Origin of the sequence: Flavobacterium sp. (assembly GCF_004211145.1) — a bacterium.
Lineage (GTDB): Bacteria > Bacteroidota > Bacteroidia > Flavobacteriales > Flavobacteriaceae > Flavobacterium.
The window spans coordinates 23515-43788 of the sequence record NZ_SEBS01000003.1 but is presented as its reverse complement, the minus strand read 5'-3'; the positions used below and the strand labels follow the sequence as shown (position 1 = coordinate 43788).

General features: G+C 48.1%; 17 protein-coding genes. 12 read left to right on the top strand and 5 right to left on the bottom strand.

Annotated features, from left to right (window positions below; translation table 11 throughout):
• Window positions 1–47: 47 nt before the first annotated feature.
• Window positions 48–455 carry a DoxX family membrane protein gene (locus EOO50_RS02005; protein ID WP_290837381.1) on the bottom strand — a complete coding sequence of 136 codons (408 nt, stop codon included), beginning with the start codon at window positions 453–455 and terminating at the stop codon, window positions 48–50.
• 3 nt (window positions 456–458) lie between these two features.
• Window positions 459–1769, bottom strand: coding sequence for an ATP-binding protein (locus EOO50_RS02000; protein ID WP_290837379.1), 1311 nt, complete (start codon window positions 1767–1769; stop codon window positions 459–461).
• A 185-nt stretch (window positions 1770–1954) separates the two neighbouring features.
• Between EOO50_RS02000 and EOO50_RS01995 the strand changes: the two genes are divergently transcribed.
• From EOO50_RS01995 to EOO50_RS01955, 9 genes are all read left to right on the top strand, one after another.
• A complete protein-coding gene (locus EOO50_RS01995; RefSeq protein ID WP_290837377.1) occupies window positions 1955–2683 on the top strand; it encodes a TIGR00730 family Rossman fold protein in 729 nt (242 codons plus the stop codon).
• Window positions 2684–2904: 221 nt separating this feature from the next.
• The gene (locus EOO50_RS01990) at window positions 2905–5733 is read left to right on the top strand and encodes an aminopeptidase (protein WP_363331695.1); all 2829 of its coding nucleotides are present in this window, start codon (window positions 2905–2907) and stop codon (window positions 5731–5733) included.
• Between the two features lie 239 nt (window positions 5734–5972).
• Window positions 5973–8381 (top strand): alpha-ketoacid dehydrogenase subunit alpha/beta, encoded by a 2409-nt coding sequence (locus tag EOO50_RS01985; RefSeq protein ID WP_290837375.1) that lies wholly within the window; start codon window positions 5973–5975, stop codon window positions 8379–8381.
• Window positions 8382–8534: 153 nt separating this feature from the next.
• Complete coding sequence (locus EOO50_RS01980) at window positions 8535–8795, top strand: hypothetical protein (RefSeq protein WP_290837373.1); 261 nt, start codon at window positions 8535–8537, stop codon at window positions 8793–8795.
• Window positions 8796–8799: 4 nt separating this feature from the next.
• Window positions 8800–9063: a hypothetical protein gene (locus tag EOO50_RS01975; RefSeq protein WP_290837371.1), complete on the top strand. Its 264-nt coding sequence runs from the start codon at window positions 8800–8802 to the stop codon at window positions 9061–9063.
• 88 nt (window positions 9064–9151) lie between these two features.
• On the top strand, window positions 9152–10069 hold the full coding sequence (locus EOO50_RS01970) for an NAD(P)/FAD-dependent oxidoreductase (protein WP_290837369.1): 918 nt from the start codon (window positions 9152–9154) through the stop codon (window positions 10067–10069).
• Window positions 10060–10746: a peptidoglycan DD-metalloendopeptidase family protein gene (locus EOO50_RS01965; protein WP_290837367.1), complete on the top strand. Its 687-nt coding sequence runs from the start codon at window positions 10060–10062 to the stop codon at window positions 10744–10746. The genes EOO50_RS01970 and EOO50_RS01965 overlap by 10 nt, the downstream gene beginning before the upstream one ends.
• Window positions 10743–11240, top strand: coding sequence for a hypothetical protein (locus tag EOO50_RS01960; protein ID WP_290837365.1), 498 nt, complete (start codon window positions 10743–10745; stop codon window positions 11238–11240). Before EOO50_RS01965 ends, EOO50_RS01960 begins: the two co-directional genes overlap by 4 nt.
• A 109-nt stretch (window positions 11241–11349) precedes the next feature.
• Window positions 11350–11916, top strand: coding sequence for a dihydrofolate reductase family protein (locus EOO50_RS01955; RefSeq protein WP_290837363.1), 567 nt, complete (start codon window positions 11350–11352; stop codon window positions 11914–11916).
• Here the strand turns inward: EOO50_RS01955 and corA are convergent.
• Complete coding sequence (corA, locus tag EOO50_RS01950; RefSeq protein WP_290837361.1) at window positions 11913–12995, bottom strand: magnesium/cobalt transporter CorA; 1083 nt, start codon at window positions 12993–12995, stop codon at window positions 11913–11915. The genes EOO50_RS01955 and corA overlap by 4 nt on opposite strands.
• Window positions 12996–13134: 139 nt before the next feature.
• On the opposite strand from corA, the gene hutI reads away from it, so the two are divergent.
• Window positions 13135–14373: an imidazolonepropionase gene (hutI, locus tag EOO50_RS01945; RefSeq protein ID WP_290837359.1), complete on the top strand. Its 1239-nt coding sequence runs from the start codon at window positions 13135–13137 to the stop codon at window positions 14371–14373.
• A 65-nt stretch (window positions 14374–14438) separates the two neighbouring features.
• Here the strand turns inward: hutI and EOO50_RS01940 are convergent, their stop codons facing one another.
• Window positions 14439–15320: a hypothetical protein gene (locus EOO50_RS01940; protein WP_290837357.1), complete on the bottom strand. Its 882-nt coding sequence runs from the start codon at window positions 15318–15320 to the stop codon at window positions 14439–14441.
• Window positions 15321–15444: 124 nt separating this feature from the next.
• Here EOO50_RS01940 and EOO50_RS01935 point away from each other — a divergent pair, with 124 nt between their 5' ends.
• Both EOO50_RS01935 and EOO50_RS01930 read left to right on the top strand, forming a co-directional pair.
• A complete protein-coding gene (locus EOO50_RS01935; RefSeq protein ID WP_290837355.1) occupies window positions 15445–16479 on the top strand; it encodes a formimidoylglutamase in 1035 nt (344 codons plus the stop codon).
• Between the two features lie 225 nt (window positions 16480–16704).
• Window positions 16705–17964: a DEAD/DEAH box helicase gene (locus tag EOO50_RS01930; RefSeq protein ID WP_290837353.1), complete on the top strand. Its 1260-nt coding sequence runs from the start codon at window positions 16705–16707 to the stop codon at window positions 17962–17964.
• A 113-nt stretch (window positions 17965–18077) separates the two neighbouring features.
• Here the strand turns inward: EOO50_RS01930 and EOO50_RS01925 are convergent, their stop codons facing one another.
• The gene (locus EOO50_RS01925; protein ID WP_290837351.1) at window positions 18078–20267 is read right to left on the bottom strand and encodes an ATP-binding protein; all 2190 of its coding nucleotides are present in this window, start codon (window positions 20265–20267) and stop codon (window positions 18078–18080) included.
• Between the last annotated feature and the right edge of the window lie 7 nt (window positions 20268–20274).

Sequence of the window (20274 nt, the reverse complement as noted above, 5' to 3'; positions counted from 1 at the left end):
TATTGAGACGTCTCAATACTCAATACTCATATCTAATAACTCATATCTCACATCTTCCTGGGCCACGCTCCCGTCGACCACAAAACCCACAGAATCAAAACAGGTTGAAAAAACAATCTCGCGAATCGCAAACTATCTGAATTTAAGCCGAAAGCGTCGTACTGATTCAAGTATTGCGCAATGTTTCCGGGAAAGACGGCGACGAATAACGCGGCTCCGAACCATCCGATTTGTTTGCGGTATTTTTTGACGAAAATCAATGAAAGCCCGAACGCGATTTCGGCGATTCCCGATAGCAGGACGACCAGATCGGTGTCCATCGGAACCCAATTCGGGACTTGCGCCTGAAACTCGATCCGTGCGAAAGTGAGATGCGAAGTTCCGGCGATGACCATCATTACGCCCAATATGATCCGCGCCGTGTTTTGCAGTTTTGAGTAGTTTTCTGTTTCCATTATTTATTGTTCGATGTGTTCGGGAATGTAGACGTGAAATGTCGCGCCCTCGAGTTCGCCGCTTTCGGCCACGATCAGGCCTTTGTGGTTTTCGACGATTTTCTTGACGATCGCCAGTCCGATTCCCGTTCCGATCTGGACCTGGCGCGTTCCGAGGCGTTGGAACAATTGGAAAATCTTCTCGCTGTATTTGCTGTCGAAACCGATGCCGTTGTCGGAAATGGAAATGCGGTGGTACATTTTTTCAGGCGTCAACCTGTCGTCGTTGAAAATTTTTCCCGACTTGAATTCGGATGATATGGTAATTGTCGGATCGACTTCAGGCCGTGAAAACTTAAGCGAATTCGACACGAGATTATAGATAAGTTGTCGGAATTGAAACGGAATAATGCGCATTTCGCTATCACGCAGCAACTCGATCGTCGCATTTTTGTTGGTTATTTCGTCCTCGAGATCTTCTTTCACATGATCGACGATCTTCCTGAGTGAAATCGTCTCGAACACGCGTTCGGTGGTCGTTGCACGCGAATAGTTGAGCAAATCGCTGATCAACGTGCTCATTCGCGATGACGATTGTCCGATCTTGAAAAGATACTCCTGCCCTTTCTCTGTCAGATTCTTGGAATCTTTTTCAATGATCCAGGACGTGAACGTTTGGATTTTCCGAAGCGGTTCCTGCAAATCGTGGCTCGAAATGTACGTGAACGCCTGGAGTTCCGAATTCATTTTCTCGAGGACGAGGTTTTTCTCGGCGAGTTCGCGGGTCCGGTCGGTCAGGCTTCGGTCGAGCGTTTCTTCGGCTCGCTTCAGTCCCAGATTCGCCCTCCGGAGTTCGAGCAGGTTCATGATCTGTGTCGCCAAAATTTGGAGCCCGTCGATCTGTCCCGACGTCAACGTTCGCGGTTTTTTGTCGATCACGCAAACACTGCCAAGCCCGAATCCGTTTTGGGTCACGAGCGGCACGCCTGCGTAAAACACGATTCCGGTTTCGCCCGTCACGAGCGGATTGTGCATGAATCGGTGATCGAGTCGCGAATCCTCGACGATCAGAGTTTCGGTCGGATTTTGGATGGCGATCGAACAAAACGAATATTCGCGAGGCGTTTCGGTCAAACCGTCGACGCCTATTGTCGATTTGAACCACTGTCGCTGCGTATCGACGAAACTGATCAGCGCAACCGGCGTTTCGCATATGATCGAGGCGAGTTTCGTTATGTCGTCGTAATCTTTTTCAGTAAGTGAATCGAGGATATCGAGTTCCCGAAGTTCGTCCATGCGACTATTTTCAATCAAATCCAGTTCGGGCGTAATCATATGTATTGGTGTGCTTGAGCGGCACAAGATAATAAAAACCGCATTTGCGTTGTTACAGTATTTCAGGCGAGGCTTACATGCTTTTTTGGCAATTTGCAAATTTCAGCGTACTTTAGCGCGCTTGTTTTTTTCGAGAAGGCGCACGCGATCGGGCAATCAGGCGATAACCAAATCAGCGAATACAAATGCGTTTAGAAGATTTTGAGAACGAGGAAGACCGCATCATCAGCGATCGATTGAAACAAAAAACCTGGAGCGAGATCCGTTCCAACGATTCCTGGGCGATCTTCAAGATCATGGCCGAATTCGTAAACGGATATGAAACCATGGGCCGGATCGGGCCTTGCGTATCGATCTTCGGGTCGGCGCGCACGAAACCCGAAGACGCTTTTTACCTGCTCGCCGAAAAAATCGCGTTCAAGATCAGCAAAGCCGGATATGGCGTGATCACGGGCGGCGGTCCCGGAATCATGGAAGCCGGGAACAAAGGCGCTCACTTGGGTGGCGGAACATCGGTCGGACTCAACATCGAATTGCCGTTCGAGCAACATTTCAACCCGTATATCGACCGCGACAAGAATTTGAATTTCGATTATTTCTTCGTCCGAAAAGTCATGTTCGTCAAGTACTCCCAAGGATTCGTAGTCATGCCCGGAGGTTTCGGCACGCTCGATGAAATGTTCGAGGCGATCACGTTGATACAGACGAAGAAAATCGCGAAGTTTCCGATTATTTTGGTCGGACGCGAATTCTGGAAAGGCTTGTTCGAATGGGTCAAGGCCGTTTTGGTCGAACAACACGCCACGGTAAGTCCCGGCGATCTTGACCTTGTGCGAATCGTGGATACGGAAGATGAAGTCGTGGAGGTTTTGGATAAGTTTTATAAGAAGTATACGCTTAGTCCGAATTTTTAGTAGTTAGTTTTGAGTTATGAGATTTGAGTATTGAGATAGTGGCTGCCTGAGTGGGCGGCCATTTTTTTAAATCCGCGTTTGGGCGGAATACGTAAGTCTGATCTCAGTACCCATTACTCAAGACTCATTACTCATTACTAAAAACTCAAGACTCATATCTCAAAACAATATGTATCTTTCCCCGACGTTATAATGCTTGCTAAGAAATCGAATCACTCCAATTGAACCTCTTCCGATATAGTATCGCCGTTTTGCTATGGCTGCCGATCGCGGCTATTGGCCAGCATAGTTCCCGAATTTCGGCTGCGCTCGACGACGAGAAAAAAACACTTTCGATTTCCCAGGAACTTACGTTCTACAACCAGACGCCCGATACGATTACTACCATTATCCTGAACGATTGGAACCACGCGTTCTCGAGTAAGTCGACGCCTTTGGCCAAGCGGTTTTCAGACGAATTCGTGCGCAGTTTCCATCTCGCAAAGGATTACGAACGAGGCGCTACGAAAGACATGTCGATCGACGACGCGTCGGGCAACCAACTCTCGTGGTTCCGACCCGACAAACATCCCGATCTGATCGAGATTTACCTGCGGCAAAAAGTCGCTCCGGGCGAAAAAATCACGCTCAAGCTTTTGTATACGAGCAAAATCCCGATCAATAAATTCACGAAATCGGGTTATTCGAATGACGGAAGCTATAATCTTCGCGATTGGTTCGTCACGCCGGCACGATATGAAGATCACGCGTTCGTGCGCTACAGCAACGGAAACCTCGACGACATTGCGAATGGTTTGAGCGATTTTGAGATCGAGATTTCGACTCCTGGAAAAATGGATGTCGTGTCAGATCTCGACAGCAAATCGTCGGTGAAGGAAATCAGCGGTTCGAAATATGTGTTTTCAGGCCAGAACCGACATACGTTCAGCCTTTACATTGCGCCCAAGCTGGATTTCCACAGTTTCAGGAACGACATCGTCGAAGTCGAGAACGGCATCGAAGGCAAGAAAGTCACCGACATCCAAAAGGCCGTGATCGTGGATCGCATCGTAAAGTTCGTGAACGAGAACATCGGCGCTTATCCGTACAAGAAGATTACGGTTTCGGAAGCCGATTATTCGAAGAATCCGTTTTACGGCCTCAACCAATTGCCGAGTTTCATCAGCCCGTTTCCCGATTCGTACCTGTACGAGATCAAATTCCTCAAGACGTATCTGCACAATTATTTGCTCGCGAGCATGCGCCTCGACCCGCGCCGCGACAACTGGGTGTACGACGGCATGCAGATTTACGTGATGATGAAATACATCGACGAGCAATATCCGGGCGCGAAGATGATGGGAAGCGTCTCGTCCCTCAAAATTCTCAAAGGTTATCACTTGGTCAACCTCGATTTCAACGAGCAATACAGTTATTTTTACATGCTCATGGCGAGGCGGAATCTCGACCAGCCGATCGGTTACGACAAGAACAAGCTCATCAAGTTCAACGAACAGATCGCCGGGAAATACCGCGCGGGACTTAGCATGCGTTACCTCGATAATTTCCTCGAGCGCGATGTCGTCCCGACGACGATCAAGGATTTTTACGCGCTCGCGACCAAATACCAAACCGACCAGACCGATTTCGAATTCTTGTTGAAGACGCGTGCTTACAAGAACATCGATTGGTTTTTCGAGACGATCATCAATTCGCGCGACATCATCGATTATAAGTTCGTCGACCTTGAACGCGACAAGGATTCGGTTACCGTGACGATGCGAAACCGCACGGGAACAACGGTGCCGATTCCGGTTTACGGCGTCAAGAAAGGACAGGTCTTGTGGAAGGAATGGATCGAAAATGTCAGGAACGACAGCACATTCACGTTCGAACGCAAAGACGCCGACAAGATCGTGATCAACTACAAGAACGAAGTTCCCGAATACAACCTGCGCAACAACTGGAAATCGCTCAAAGGCTTTAAGATCAGCAACCGACCGATCAAATTCAATTTCCTCAAAGACCTCGAAGATCCGTATTACAACCAAATCTTGTATGTTCCGACAGCCAACTATAACTTATACGACGGCTTGATGGTCGGCATGCGACTGTTCAACAAAACGCTGCTCGACAAACCGCTTACGTTCGACTTAAACCCGATCTGGTCGACCAAAACAAATTCGCTCACGGGAAGCGGCGCGATCGCGTTTAACCAAAATTTCAGAAACAGCGAATTGTACAACATGCGCTATTCGCTTAGCGGAAACTATTTCCATTACGCGCCTGACGCGGCCTATTACAAGATAAATCCGATGATACAGATGCGGATTCGCGACAATAACTTCCGCGACAACCGCAAGGAGATCATCATTTTTCGAAACGTGGTCGTGCACCGCGAAGCGTCGGAACTCGTTTTGGACAATCCCGATGAGAACCAGAACTATTCGGTGTTCAACATCCGATATGGGAATTCGAGATCCGAGGTCACGAACACGGTCAACTTCACGACCGATGTGCAATTCGCGGGTAAATTCGGGAAAACCGCAGTCGAATTCGAATATCGACGTTTGTTCGAAAATAACCGGCAAATCAATGTTAGGTTTTACGCGGGAGCATTTTTATACAACAAAACGTCGAACGATTTCTTCAGTTTCGCGCTCGACCGACCTACCGATTACCTGTTCGATTACAATTACTACGGACGTTCCGAAAGTAGCGGATTGTTCAGTCAGCAGTTGATCTTGTCAGAAGGCGGCTTCAAATCAAAACTTGAGCAGCAGTTCGCCAACCAATGGATCACGACCGTGAACGCGAGTTTCAACGTCTGGAATTGGATCGAGTTGTATGGAGACGCCGGTTTCGTGAAAAGTAAGACGTTCAATCCTGAATTCGTCTATGACAGTGGCGTCCGACTCAATCTCGTCACCGATTACTTCGAGTTGTATTTCCCCGTGTATTCGAATCTCGGATGGGAAATCGCGCAACCGAATTACGGGGAAAAGATTCGGTTTATCGTAACGATTGATCCGAAGACGTTGGTGAATTTGTTTACGAGGAAGTGGTTTTGACTTTTTAGTGTTGAGTTTTGAGATATGAGTTTTGAGTGCGGGAGAATGACCGCTTGTCGTTTTTTGGAAGCGACGAATCAAATCTCAAATCTCACGACTAAAAACTCATATCTCATTCCTAAAAATTCACATATCGCAAAATAATCGTCAAAAAACCTATTTTGACTGCGAAAAGTTAAAAGCCGGCACGAATTGTAAACGCTGATTTTCTTACATTTGTTCCAAACCGATTTTCACACATGAACCAAGCCGAAACCGCTCCCGCATTATCTTTCGAAGATTTCAAGAACGAAGTGAACAACGACTATCGCATTGCCGTGATCAGCCGCGAGTGCAGTTTGCTGGGCCGACGGGAAGTATTGACGGGCAAAGCGAAGTTCGGAATTTTCGGGGACGGGAAAGAAGTGCCGCAGCTCGCTATGGCAAAATCGTTCAAGAACGGCGATTTCCGTTCGGGTTACTATCGCGACCAGACGTTCATGATGGCGATCGGTCAATTATCGGTGCAACAATTTTTCGCAGGGCTTTACGGCCACACCGACATCGAACAGGAACCCATGAGCGCCGGACGCCAAATGGGCGGGCATTTCGCAACGCACAGCTTGAATGCCGACGGATCGTGGAAAAACCTCACCGTCCAAAAAAATTCAAGCGCCGACATCTCGCCTACGGCAGGCCAAATGCCGCGTTTGCTCGGATTGGCTCAGGCGTCAAAAGTGTATCGCCATGTGCAGAATATCTCGGGCGCGACGAATTTTTCGATACTCGGAAATGAAATCGCCTGGGGAACGATCGGAAACGCGAGCACATCTGAAGGTTTGTTCTTTGAAACCATCAACGCAGCCGGTGTGTTGCAAGTGCCGATGGTAATTTCAATCTGGGACGACGAATATGGAATCTCGGTTCACGCGAAACACCAAACGACGAAAGAAAATATCTCGGAAATACTGAAAGGACTACAACGCGACGAGCATTCGAAAGGCTACGAAGTCATGCGCGCCAAAGGTTGGGATTACGCCGAATTGATCGCGACCTACGAGAAAGCCGCCAAAATCGCACGCGCCGAACACGTTCCCGTGATGATCCACGTCACCGAGGTCACGCAACCGCAAGGCCACTCGACCTCAGGATCGCACGAACGTTACAAAGATTCGAACCGTTTGCAATGGGAAAGCGATTTCGATTGTATCAAAAAGATGCGCGAATGGATGCTTTCGTATAATTTGGCGACGTCCGACGAACTCGATGCGGTCGAAGCCGAAGCCAAAAAACTCGCGCTTGAAGGCAAGAAAGCCGCTTGGAGCGCGTATCTCGACCCGATCAAAAACGAGCAGTCGGAGCTTGTGGATTTGCTGAATTCGCTCGCCGAACAAAGCGCGAACAAAGTCTTCATCCAAAAACACGCGTCCGATTTATCGACCATAAAAGAACCGATCCGAAAAGACATTTTGGTCACGGCCCGCAAAGTGCTGCGCATGCTTCTGCCTGAAAATGCGTTGCGCCTGCAGTTGGCCGACTGGATCGAATCGTACAAGGAAAAAATACAACCGCATTTCAGTTCGCATCTTTTCTCGGAATCGAACCGGAATGCCGCATCGATCGCCGAAGTAAATCCGACGTATGACGACGATGCCGAAGACGCCGACGCACGTTTGGTGTTGCGCGACAACTTCGACGCGTTGTTCACGAAATATCCGAACGCGTTGGTTTTCGGCGAAGATTCGGGAAATATCGGCGACGTGAACCAAGGTCTCGAAGGCATGCAGGAAAAGTACGGCGAATATCGCGTTTCAGATGCGGGAATCCGTGAGGCGACGATTCTCGGACAAGGAATCGGAATGGCGATGCGCGGTTTGCGTCCGATCGCCGAAATCCAATATCTCGACTATTTATTGTACGCGATCCAAATCATGAGCGACGATCTTGCGACGTTGCAATACCGTACGAAAGGCCGCCAAAAAGCACCGCTTATCATCAGGACACGCGGTCACAGGCTCGAAGGAATCTGGCATTCGGGTTCTCCGATGGGAATGATCATCAACGCGATCCGCGGCATCCACGTTCTGGTTCCGAGAAATATGACCAAGGCCGCCGGTTTTTACAACACACTTATGGAAGCCGATGAACCTGCACTGATCGTGGAATGTTTGAACGGATACCGCCTCAAAGAGAAAATGCCGAGCAATTTGGCCGAGTTTAGGACACCGGTCGGAGTCGTGGAAACGATACGTGAAGGAAGTGATATAACGGTCGTTTCGTACGGATCGACGCTGCGATTGGTGGAACAGGCCGCAAAGGAATTGCAGGAAGTCGGGATCGAATGTGAAATCATTGACATTCAATCTCTTTTGCCGTTCGACTTAAATCATGACATCGTGAAAAGTGTCGCGAAGACGAACCGTCTTTTGGTGATCGACGAGGACGTTCCGGGCGGCGCTTCGGCCTACATTCTACAGCAGATTATCGACGAGCAAAGTGCCTACGACTATCTTGACAGCAAGCCACAGACGTTGGCAGCGAAAGCACACCGTCCGGCGTATGGAACCGATGGCGATTATTTCTCAAAACCGTCGGCTGAGGATATTTACGAGAAAATTTACGCGATGTTCAATGAAAACGATCCAGCGAAGTTTCCGACGTTATATTAATTCTAGATTTTAGATTTCAGAATAATATCCTGCCATTGATTTGGCAGGATTTTTTATGGTTACGTTTATCTTTTACATGGTTTTAAGACTTTCATTGTAATTCGGATTTATCTGTCGAAATTCATCGACACTAATCATTAAATAAATCAGATCATGAAAGCAACACCATTCTATCTTGCGGCAATCGCTGCATTCGCTTTCGCCTCGTGCGAAAAGAAAACCACGACCACCGAAACCACGACTGAAGCCAGTACGGTAGAAACGCCGCCGCCTGCGGTTGAAACGCCTGCCCAGGACACGACGGGAACATCGGTTGAAGTCGGTTCGGACGGCGTGAAAGTCGACACGAAAAATCCTGCTGGAGGAACCAAAGTTGAAGTAAAAGACGAAAAGGCGAAAGTCGAAGTACAATAATCCCATGAAAAAATCACTCCTAATAATGGGCGCGCTGCTGATAAGCCTCGCCTCATGCAAGAAAAACGATCCCGCTGCACCGGGCGAACCGATCGATCCGGACACTGTTACAGTAGATGTTCCGCCGCCACCGCCGCCGCCTGAGAAAGACGTGACGATAAAAAGCGGTGACGACAAAGTCGAAATCAACGTTCCCGCTCCGCCTCCGCCGCCAAGACCGGGTGAATTGCCTCCGCCTCCGCCGCGACCGAAAATCAACGTTAAATAATCCGTTAAAAAAATAGTAAAGTTCATTGAAACCGCGCGTCGAATCCGTTTTAACAAATAACTTTATAAGCCAATATCCACGACATTAAATGGAAGAAACTACGGCATACGAAGTAATTATAATCGGCGGGAGTTACGCGGGTCTTTCGGCTGCGATGACGCTTGGACGTTCGCTTCGATCGGTTTTGTTGATCGATTCGGGCACGCCTTGCAATCGGAATTCGCCCTACTCGCACAATTTGATCGGGTTCGACGGGGAATCGCCTGCCGTAATCGCTGAAAAAGCGCGAGAGCAAGTGCTGAAATACCATTCAGTCACGTATCTAGTTGGGCATGCGACGGCAGTTTCGGGCTACGACAACGAATTCCAGGTCACGACAGACGCGGGACTTTCGTTTTTGGCCAAAAAGATCTTGCTTGCCACGGGAATCACCGACATCATTCCCGACATTCCCGGATTCAGCGCGTGCTGGGGCAAAACCGTCATCCATTGCCCATACTGCCACGCGTACGAGATCAAGGATCAAAAGATCGGGATTTATGCGCACGGCGAAGCGGGTTTTGAAATGTCGCGGCTCATGCGCAATTGGAGCAAATCGATTTCTTTGCTTACGAACGACAACGAACCGTTTACGTTCGACGAACTTAAAAAGCTCAAGAACAAGGAAATTCCCGTTTTCCCAAAGGCAATCGCTGAAATTTTGCACGATGGCGGACAAGTCACGAAAGTCGTTTTTGCCGACGGAGATTCCGAGGATTTCGACGCGATCTACGCACGTGCCGGCGTCCGACAAAGCACGATGATCCCAATCGACATGGGCTGCGAGCTTGACGATCACGGTTTTTTGGTCGTCGATCATTCACAACGCACGAACGTGAAAGGCGTCTTCGCGGCGGGCGACAACACGATGGCGATGCGTTCACTCGCAAGATCGATCGCCGCAGGAAACACGGCCGGAATCTGTATCAACCACGAACTCATAAACGAAGATTCTCAATGGGACTGACCGATATCTTGAAAGCGCAGCGCGACGTGTTCGTGATCGACAAAAACATTCCGTACGGCAAATACGTTCCTTTGGACTTGTCTGAAAATAACAAGGCGATTTCTGAGGATTTGGTTTCGGATTCCGACGAATTCGGTAATTACGTGAATGATTTTCTCACAGAATCGGATGCGCTTGCGGCTTTCGGCGGCTACAATGAAAAGCGCAAGTTGTACAAACGCAGTGATTTGTTCCAAGACGATGTCGAGGAAGAACGCGACATCCACATCGGTCTCGACATTTGGACAGAAGCCGAAACACCTGTCCTCGCGGCACTTGACGGAACGGTTCACGGCTTCGATTTCAATGTCGGGAAAGGGAATTATGGACCGACGATTATCTTGAAACACCATATCGAAGGAAATACGTTTTACACGCTTTACGGCCATTTGTCGGTGGAAAGCATCGAAGATATCGAGATCGGCGATTCCTTTAAGAAAGGAGCTGAGATCGGGGAATTGGGCGATGCATCGGTGAACGGCGATTATCCGCCACATTTGCATTTCCAGATCATCATCGATATTGAAGACAACTTCGGTGATTATCCCGGTGTCTGCAGCGAATCCGATCGTGATTTCTATCTCCGGAATTGCCCCGACCCTAATCTTTTATTGAAAATACAACACACAAACACATGAAAAAATTCGCAATCATACTCAGCCTCGTCGCTTTGATGGCGTCGTGTAAATCAAAGCAGAAAGCAACGACGAAAGCGCCTACGAAACCGAAGAATGAAGTGGTCACCGACGCGCGCATCCCGATCGCCGATGCTGACCAGACGCAGATGAAACGCGCCTACGACTTCGGGAAACGCGTACTCAATGCGTGCAACACATCGCGATTCAAGCCGTTCAACTCGAGTGAGGCGACCCCGAATGTAATCGCAAATACGTCGGAATCAAAAATCACGAAAACATGTCTGAAATTCCGTTTGAAATACGGGGATTTTCAAGACTTGAACCTCGTCGAAATCGTACACAACAAAAAGGACGACACGAACGTCTATCGTTACAAAGCCGATTATTCGAAGAAGATCGCGAACAAGGAATTGCGTGTGATCATGAATAAGGATAATAAGGTGACGGCGATTAAGAGTACGGATTGGGTGGATAAGTATACGCCGATTAATTGATTTTAGATTTTAGATTTGAGATTTGAGATGTGAGATTTGAGATTTGAGATTTGAGATGTGAGATTTGAGATTTGAGATTTTAGAGAAATTCGGGTAAAATTCGGGTAAGATGAGAAAATTAATAATTGAAGAATGGCTGTCGCTCGAGGGTTATGCGGCTGAATCGAACGGCTCGACGGATTTTTTCGGGAGTAGAAAATGGGGAAATGAGGTCGATGAGGAAATGATAGAATTCATGAAAACCACCGACACGATCGTGCTTGGCGCAAATACGTACAGGATTTTCGTGGAATTTTGGCCGGCTTCCGATCCGAACGAAGAAATAATGACCGAACCCATTAACGAAACCAGGAAAATCGTGTTTTCAAATTCGCTTGAAAGCGCCGAATGGGGAAAATTCGAACCCGCGGAAATCATAAGCGGCGACGCGATCGAACAAATGCGCAAACTCAAAAGCGAACCCGGCAAAAACATGATCCTCTGGGGAAGCCTGTCGCTTGCACGAACCTTTCTCGATGCGGGATTGGTTGACGAAATCCATTTGAGGACCTGCCCGATAATTTTAGGAAACGGACTCAAGTTCTTCGAGGAATCGGGCGAAATCGAACTCGAACTCAAGGACGTCACCAAATACGACTCTGGTTTGGTCCTGACCGAATATCTCGTCAAGAATTAGAACCACTTTTTGCGTCGGAAGTAAATCACCATCGCCACGACGGTTACGATCATAAAACCCCAAACGTAATAATAGCCGTTTTGGGTGCGCAGTTCGGGCATGTTGTCGAAATTCATTCCGTACACGCCAACGATGAACGTGAGCGGCATGAAGATCACTGAAAAGATCGTGAGCGTTTTCATAATCTGGTTCATGCGCTGCGCCTGAGAAGAATAAAAGATGCTCGACGCGCTTTCGAGCGAATTCATGTCGTAATCGATCTGCTCCAAAATCTCGAGGCATTTTTGGTGAAGACGTGCGAAAAACGTGTAGTTCTGTTTCTCGATTCCGTCGTAGTCGTTGTCGTCCTTTATACTTTTGATGTTGTACAACGAATCGCGCAACGGCACGACCGAGCGTTTCACGAAGTGCAGGTTTTCGCGGATTTTCTCGATGCGTTCCAAGACGACAGCGCGGTGATTCACTTTCGCCTCGACGATGATTTTTTCGATCTGGTCCTCGAAACCTTCGATCGTGATGTAGAAATTCTCCATGATCGCATCGAGCAACAAATACAACAGGTAGTCGTTTTTGCGTTTCCTCACGACTCCGCCGCCCGTGCGGATCCTTTCGCGCAAATGTGCAAAAAAATCACTGCGTTTTTCCTGGAACGACACCAACAGATTTCCCTTCAGCAGAAAGCTGATCTGCTCGACGCGCAAGGTTTGAGTCGCCTCATCGGGCAAGATGGATTTGATGCTGAAGAAAAGCACATTGTCCATTTCTTCCATGCGGGCGCGCTTCGTCACGTTTAGCACATCGCCCACGATCGCGGGTTCTATGTCGAGCATTTCCCCTATTTCCCTGATCAGTTCGATGTTGTGCAACCCGTGGATGTTGAGCCATTTTACGTCGTGTTCCTGGTCCAGGTCGGTCAATTCCTTACCGATGCGCATCGGTGTTACGTTTTTGTATTCTTCATAACCTTCAGCGTTGTACACGAACAATTGCATGTCGACGGGATCGGTTTTGTACGTGCCCGTATATTCATAGAAATTGGGTTGGACTTTACGGACTTTCTTGTATTTGATGCGTCTCACGGGAATAATTTGAATTAAAGATAGGAGTTTTTAAGTTTAGGGATTACTTTTGAACGCAGATTTCTCCCCGAAATAAACTTCGGGTTCCGATACATAAACCAGCCGCGAATTCGCGAATTTCGGCTAAAAAAACAGCGGCTTGCAAACCTTACTTGTCAATATCAAACAACTTCTCCAGATTCGAGACGCATCGGTCGAGAAAGTCTCCGGATTGGAAATGGCCGAACTTCCGTCGATTTCAGACGCATGGCTGCTAATCGAGGATGAAACCATCGCGGCCTTCGGAAACATGGAAAACCTTCCAGATTATCCCGACGCGAAAATCATCGACGCGACCGGAAAAACCGTCCTTCCCGCCTGGTGCGACAGCCATACGCATATCGTATACGCGGGGAATCGAACCCAGGAATTCGTCGACCGCATCAACGGATTGAGCTACGAGGAAATCGCGAATCGCGGTGGCGGCATTTTGAATTCGGCGAAAAAGCTCAACGAAACGTCTGAGGAAGATTTATACGAACAATCCAAACTGCGTCTCGAAGAAGTAATCAAACAAGGAACGGGCGCGGTCGAAATCAAATCAGGTTACGGATTAACGGTCGAAGGCGAACTCAAGATGATGCGCGTGATTAGAAAGCTAAACGAAAATTATCCCGTTGCGATCAAGGCGACATTCCTCGGCGCTCACGCGTTTCCGTCCGAATATAAATCGAATCCCGATTTGTACGTCGACTTGATCGTCAACGAGATGCTGCCCGAAATCGCAAAAGACAGCCTCGCCTGCTACATCGACGCGTTTTGTGAAACCGGTTATTTTTCGGTGGAACAGACCGAGCGCGTTATGGAAGCAGGAAAAAAATACGGATTGACGCCAAAAATCCACGTGAACCAATTCAACGCGATCGGTGGAATTGCAGCTTGTGTAAAACACGATGCGCTTTCAGTCGACCATCTTGAAATCGTGACCGACGACGATATCGAAGTCCTTAAAAACACGCGAACCATGCCTGTCGCCTTGCCGCTGTGCTCGTATTTCATCAGCATTCCGTACACGCCTGCGCGAAAAATGCTAAATGCGGGATTGCCGTTGGCGTTGGCTTCTGATTTCAATCCGGGAACGACGCCATCGGGAAACATGAATCTCGTGGTCGCAACGGCCTGCATCAAGATGAAAATGACGCCCGAGGAAGCGGTAAACGCGGCCACGATCAATGGCGCGTATGCGATGGGATTATCGGCGACTCACGGCAGCATAACCGTCGGCAAGAAAGCAAATCTTATCATCACAAATGAAATCTCGTCGTTTTATGAGATTCCGTATCGGTTCGGGAGCAATCTGATCGATCAGGTCATCATAAATGGACAATCTGTCGCATAAAAAAACCCGTCTGGTTAGGACGGGCTTTTATATTTGAGGATTTCTGATTTTAGATTTCAGATTCCTTATCTCAGGCTGAATGATGTTTTCGATACCAGTTCTCCTTTGTCGAATATGTTTACGAAATATGTTCCTTTCTCGAAGTCCTTGCCTTTTCCGTCAAGGAATTCACAGACGTCCATCGATTTGTTGTCGTATGAAACGGTCGTCGTAAAACTGTAGGTAAGCGTGTCGGCTCCGAAGGTTTCGGTCTGCTTGTCGCCCAATACGTTGTTTTTCGAGTCGATCACCTGAACATAGTATGTTTTATCTCCTGATTTGGCGATTTTGTTTTCGGCAATACTGAAGCACACTTTCAATTTGTCGGCGCGGCTGGCTTTGTCGGTTTCGATCTGCTTGCCTGAACTTCTTTGTTTGATGGCTTGCGTACGAAGGTTCATCACGACGAGTTGCGATCCTTTCTCGACTGTCTTGGCAAGATTTTCGTTTTGGACGACCAATGTGTCGTTGAAACGTTTTTGCTCGCCGAATGCTTTCTGGACGCTGTCACGTTGTACGACAAGGCCTGCGTTTTCCTTCTTGAGGTTTTCGACTTCGACCATCACTGACTTCATGCGGCCTTCAAGTGCGCGATATTGGTCGCGATATTTCGAAAGTGCGGCAACATCGCCTTTAGATTGTTTAAGCTCTTCCATGAGTTTTACGACTTTTTCCCTTTCGGCGATAAGTTCGTCACTCATCGAGGTATTTTCGGCAATCGCTGTATCATAAGTAGCTTTCAATGCCTGAAGATCGTCCATCACTTTGTCTTTCTCTTTCACGAGAACGGTTTGTGTAGACTTGGCGTCGCTGCTCATTTTATACATGTAGGCCAAACTTCCGGCGAGTAGGATCGCGAGAATCACCACGATGGCTTTTAGTTTGGAATTGCTGTTCTGGTTTTCCATAACGTGTTGGTTTTAAGTTGGGTTAAATGTTAAATTTTAACAAATTTAAATTATTAATATGTCACGACAACCTAATTAACGAAAGTTTATATTATTATAGTATTTTTGAAAGAAATTGCAATACATGGAAAAGCTAATCCCGCTAAGGGCGGGCGATTTGGCAAAAATGACACGTCATCGCAGCGGCGAAATCCGCTTCGGGGAGAAGATGTTGACCGTCCCGAAAAGTGCCGACGCCCTATCGTTCATGGCCAATTGTGACGCCGAATTCGTATTGTTCGGAATTCCCGAAGACATCGGCATCCGAGCCAATTCAGGTCGTCCCGGAGCGGCTTCGGCCTGGCAGAATGCGCTCGAAAGCATCGCCAATATCCAACATAACCGTTTCTGCAAAGGCGACGGAATTCTTGTGCTCGGACATCTGAACCTGTCGGACGAAATGCAAAAAGCTGAAAAACTGGACTTCAACGATATCGAAGATCGTGTTTCGATGAGTAAAATCGTACAGGATATCGACAAGGAAGTTTCGCACATCATGTTTTCGATCATCAAGGCGGGCAAAATCCCGATCGTCATCGGCGGCGGACAGAACAACGCCTACGGCAATATAAAAGGAACCGCGCTCGCAAAAGGAAAGCCGATAAACGCCGTGAACTTCGATTCCCAATCGGATTTCAGGATTCTCGAAGGCCGACACAACGGCAACGCGTTCCATTACGCGTTCGAAGAAGGCTTCCTCAAAAAATACTTCATATTCGGGTTGCACGAAAATTACGTCTCGAAGAACGTGCTCCAAAACATAAAGAAACTGGATGAACGCGTGCAATACACGACTTACGACGAGATCGCGATCCGTGCCGAGAAATTCTTCGACAAAGAAATGGAACGCGCACTTGAATTCGTCGGCAATGAAACGTTTGGGATCGAGGTCGACCTTGATGCGATTCCCGATGTGGCGAGCAGCACGATGACGTACAGCGGATTTTCAGTTCGGAAGGCGCGTCAGTTCGTGCATTATTTTGCAACTCAGGAACACGCGGCCTATCTGCACATCTGCGAAGGCGCGCCGGATCTGGGCGACGAAAAGAACAAGCATTTGATCGGGAAACTTATCGGGTATCTGCTTACCGATTTCATTAAAGCCAAATCGGCGGAATGAACCAAATAGTATTTTTAAACAATTGAGATAGTTGAGAGTAGTTTAGAGATGATTCGGACTATCGACACTCTTTTTATTGCGTAAGGTTTTGAATAAATGCTGACAATAAAGGTTCGATCTCAATAAATAATAATAATTACAATAACGGCAATCTTCCAGCACAAAACCCACCTAATTTTAAAACACTATCTTTGCCGCTTCTTGCGCTAAAGCAGGAACATACACATGAAATTCGAAGACTTAGATTTATCAAAATCCATATTGCAGGCGTTGTCTGAAGAAGGTTATACTTCTCCCACGCCCATCCAGGAACAAGCGATCCCAATTTTATTGGAAGGCCGCGACATTGTCGGTTGCGCGCAAACGGGCACGGGAAAAACGGCCGCGTTCGCCATTCCGATCATACATAATTTACACCGGAACATCGGAACGTCGAAGCGCCACAAGGTTATCCGCGCGCTTATCGTAACGCCGACACGTGAACTCGCGATCCAGATCGGTGAAAGTTTCGACACGTACGGAAAATACACGAACATCCGCCAACTCACGATTTTTGGAGGCGTTTCCCAAATCCCGCAAGTGGACCAATTGCGCAAGGGCGTCGACGTCTTGATCGCGACTCCGGGCCGATTGCTCGATTTGCACAAGCAGGGTTTTATCGACCTTGACCATTTACACACGCTTGTTTTGGACGAAGCCGACCAGATGCTCGACATGGGTTTCATCAACGACGTGAAGAAAATCGTGAAACTTACGCCCGACAACCGCCAGACGTTGCTGTTTTCGGCCACGATGCCGATGCAGATCCGCGAACTCGCCGAACTTTTCCTGACCGATCCCGCAAGCGTGCAAGTCACGCCGGTTTCATCTACGGCCGAGAAAGTCGACCAGCGCATCTACTTCGTCGACAAGACCGAAAAGCGAAATATGCTGTATCATTTGATCCGAAATGAAAATCTCAGTCACGTACTTGTTTTTTCAAGGACCAAACACGGAGCCGACAATGTGGTCCGTGCCTTGCGCAAACGCGGAGTCGCCGCCGAAGCCATCCACGGGGACAAATCCCAATCGGCTCGCCAGCGCGTACTCGAGGCGTTCAAGGCGAATGAAGTCGGGGTTTTGGTCGCTACCGATATCGCGGCGCGTGGCATCGACATCGAACAATTGCCTTACGTGATCAACTTCGATCTACCGAATATTCCTGAAACGTACGTGCACCGAATCGGCAGGACGGGCCGCGCCGGAAACGGTGGTGTTGCGATTTCGTTCTGCAGCCGCGACGAAGCGCCGTATTGGAAAGACATACAGAAACTCATCAAGGTCGATGTGAAAATCATCTCAGAACATCCGTATCCTTGGAAGGAAGGCGAAGCGCCCGGAGAAATCGAGACGCAACCCGTGCAACAACACAACAACCGCAGTGGAAAGCCTAACAATTCGCGAAAATCGGCGGGTTCGAAGCAGAATAAGAAGCGGTGGTATTAGTTGTTGATGCGTTGATTTGTTGATTTGTTTATTTGAGACATTGTATTCCAGTCGGACTCAAACGCCGAACGCGACGGACCGACTTCAAATAAACAAATCAACGCATAAACAAATCAACTCTTGTTGATCTGTGCCGAAATAATCTGAAACAACTTCACCGGCTCAAAAGGCTTAATGATCACGTCGTTCATTCCCGACGAGATCGCTTCCTCGCTGATTTCTTCCTTGTCGAAAGCTGTCAGCGCGACGATCGGGGTTTCCGTATCGAAAGTTCGGATGCGTCTTGTGGTTTCGAATCCGTTGATGACAGGCATGTTGATGTCCATAAGCACGATGTCGAACTTGCGGCGCTGTAATAACGCGATCGCGGCCAGACCGTCGTCCACGACATAACATTTGAAATTGTTGCTTTCGAGGATTTTGCGCGTGACCATTTGGTTGATCTTGTTGTCCTCGACGACCAAGACTTCGTGCACCGAACCCGACGTCAAATCGACCTCGATGTTGTTGATGATCTCGCGCGTTTTCGACGGATTGTATTCGAGCGCGATCGTGAAAGTGAATTCGGTTCCTTCGCCCTGTTTGCTTTCGAGATGGATTTCGCTGTCGAAAAGTTCTATCAATCGTTTGACGATCGACAATCCCAATCCCGTTCCCTGATAATCGTTTTCCTTGCGTTCGATCTGCACGAATTTCTCGAAGATTTTCTCTTGGTCCTCAGGCGCGATCCCGATGCCGTTGTCCTTGATGCAGAATTTGATGAAGTGTTTGTTCTGCTCGATCTTGACGCGTTCGGCCTTGATCGTGATTTCGCCGTTGGCCGTGAATTTCAACGCATTGCTGACCAGATTCATGAAGATTTGCGACAACCTTAATTTATCTCCGATGAGAAATTCGGGAATCTCATCGTCCATTTCGATCGTGATGAGATTCTTGTTTCGGTTGGCTATGAATTGAAGCGAATCTTTTATCGTATGCAATTCGTCGGACACGTTGAACGTATGACTTTCAAGGATCACGCGCTTCTCCTCTATCTTATTGATCTGCAGGATGTCGTTCACGAGCGACAACAGGTATTTCGCCGAAAACTTGAGCGAATTCAGATGCGGGCTGTTAGCGAGTTCCTTGTGTTCGTCCGAAATCATGTCGGTAATCCCGACGACTCCGTACAAAGGTGTTCGCAGCTCGTGGCTGATCGTGGAAACGAATTGGGTCTTGAGACGCGCGGCTTCTTCGGCCTTTTCCTTCGCGACGAGCAATTGTTCGTTCGTGGCGATCAATTCGGCGTTGATACGTTTCTTGAAGTTGATGTTCTTGTAAAGTATATACGTCAGCAACGACAGCGCGAGCAGGCTCACGATGAACAAAATCACGATGATTTGGGATTTACGTAAGCTGAGCGCCTGCACTTCCTTCTCGGCTTCGATGCGCTCCACGGCTCGTTTGTATTCGTCGAGTTCGAGATTCACGCCTTCCGACGCGGCCCGTTTGAGTTTTTCTCCGTCGTAAACCTCATCCTTTATCTTGCCGAACATTTCGAGATAACGATACGCATTTTTATGGTCGCCGATCTTGCTTAGGAACTTTGAATATTCTTCATACGTATATGACAAATCGAGTTTCTCGTTGGTTTCGATCGACTTGGCCATCGCCTGTTTGAAAAACGCCTCGGCCGATTTGTTGTTGTTCAGATGGCTTTGGTAGATGCCGTTGAGCAAAAATCGCGCGGCCGCAATGTTCGTGCGCCCGTACTTGTCGAAGTGTTTGTTGACATAATCGAGATACACGCCTCCGTTATCGTACAACTTGATGTCGAAATACGCCCACGCGAGATTTAATTTCGTGAACAGGATTTGCGACGTGTCGGCGATCTTCTCGCTGTACTTTATCGACGTCTGATAATACGCGATTCCTTTCTCATACTGTTTCTTCTCGAAAAAATACATGTTCCCGAGGTTGTTGTTGAGCCAGTTCTTGAGCGTGTCGTTCTCGGTTTTCATCGCGTACGATAAGCCTTTGTCATAGTAATATATGGCCTTGTCGTTTTCTGAAAGTTCGTCGTAGTTGCCCGCAATCGTATTATAGGAATACGCGATGAGATAATCGTCGTCGATCGCGATCGCGCGTTTCAACGCTTCTCGCGAATGCCTCAGCGATTCCTTGAAGTTGAGATCCTCGAGGTATTTGTCGGCCTTCGTATTGAGGTCAGCGATCGACTTCTTGGTATATTGCTCGCTTTGGGCAGTGCAAACAACAGCCGAGAAAATCATTGACAGTAGGAAAATGTTTCGAATTATGGGCATTCAGCAG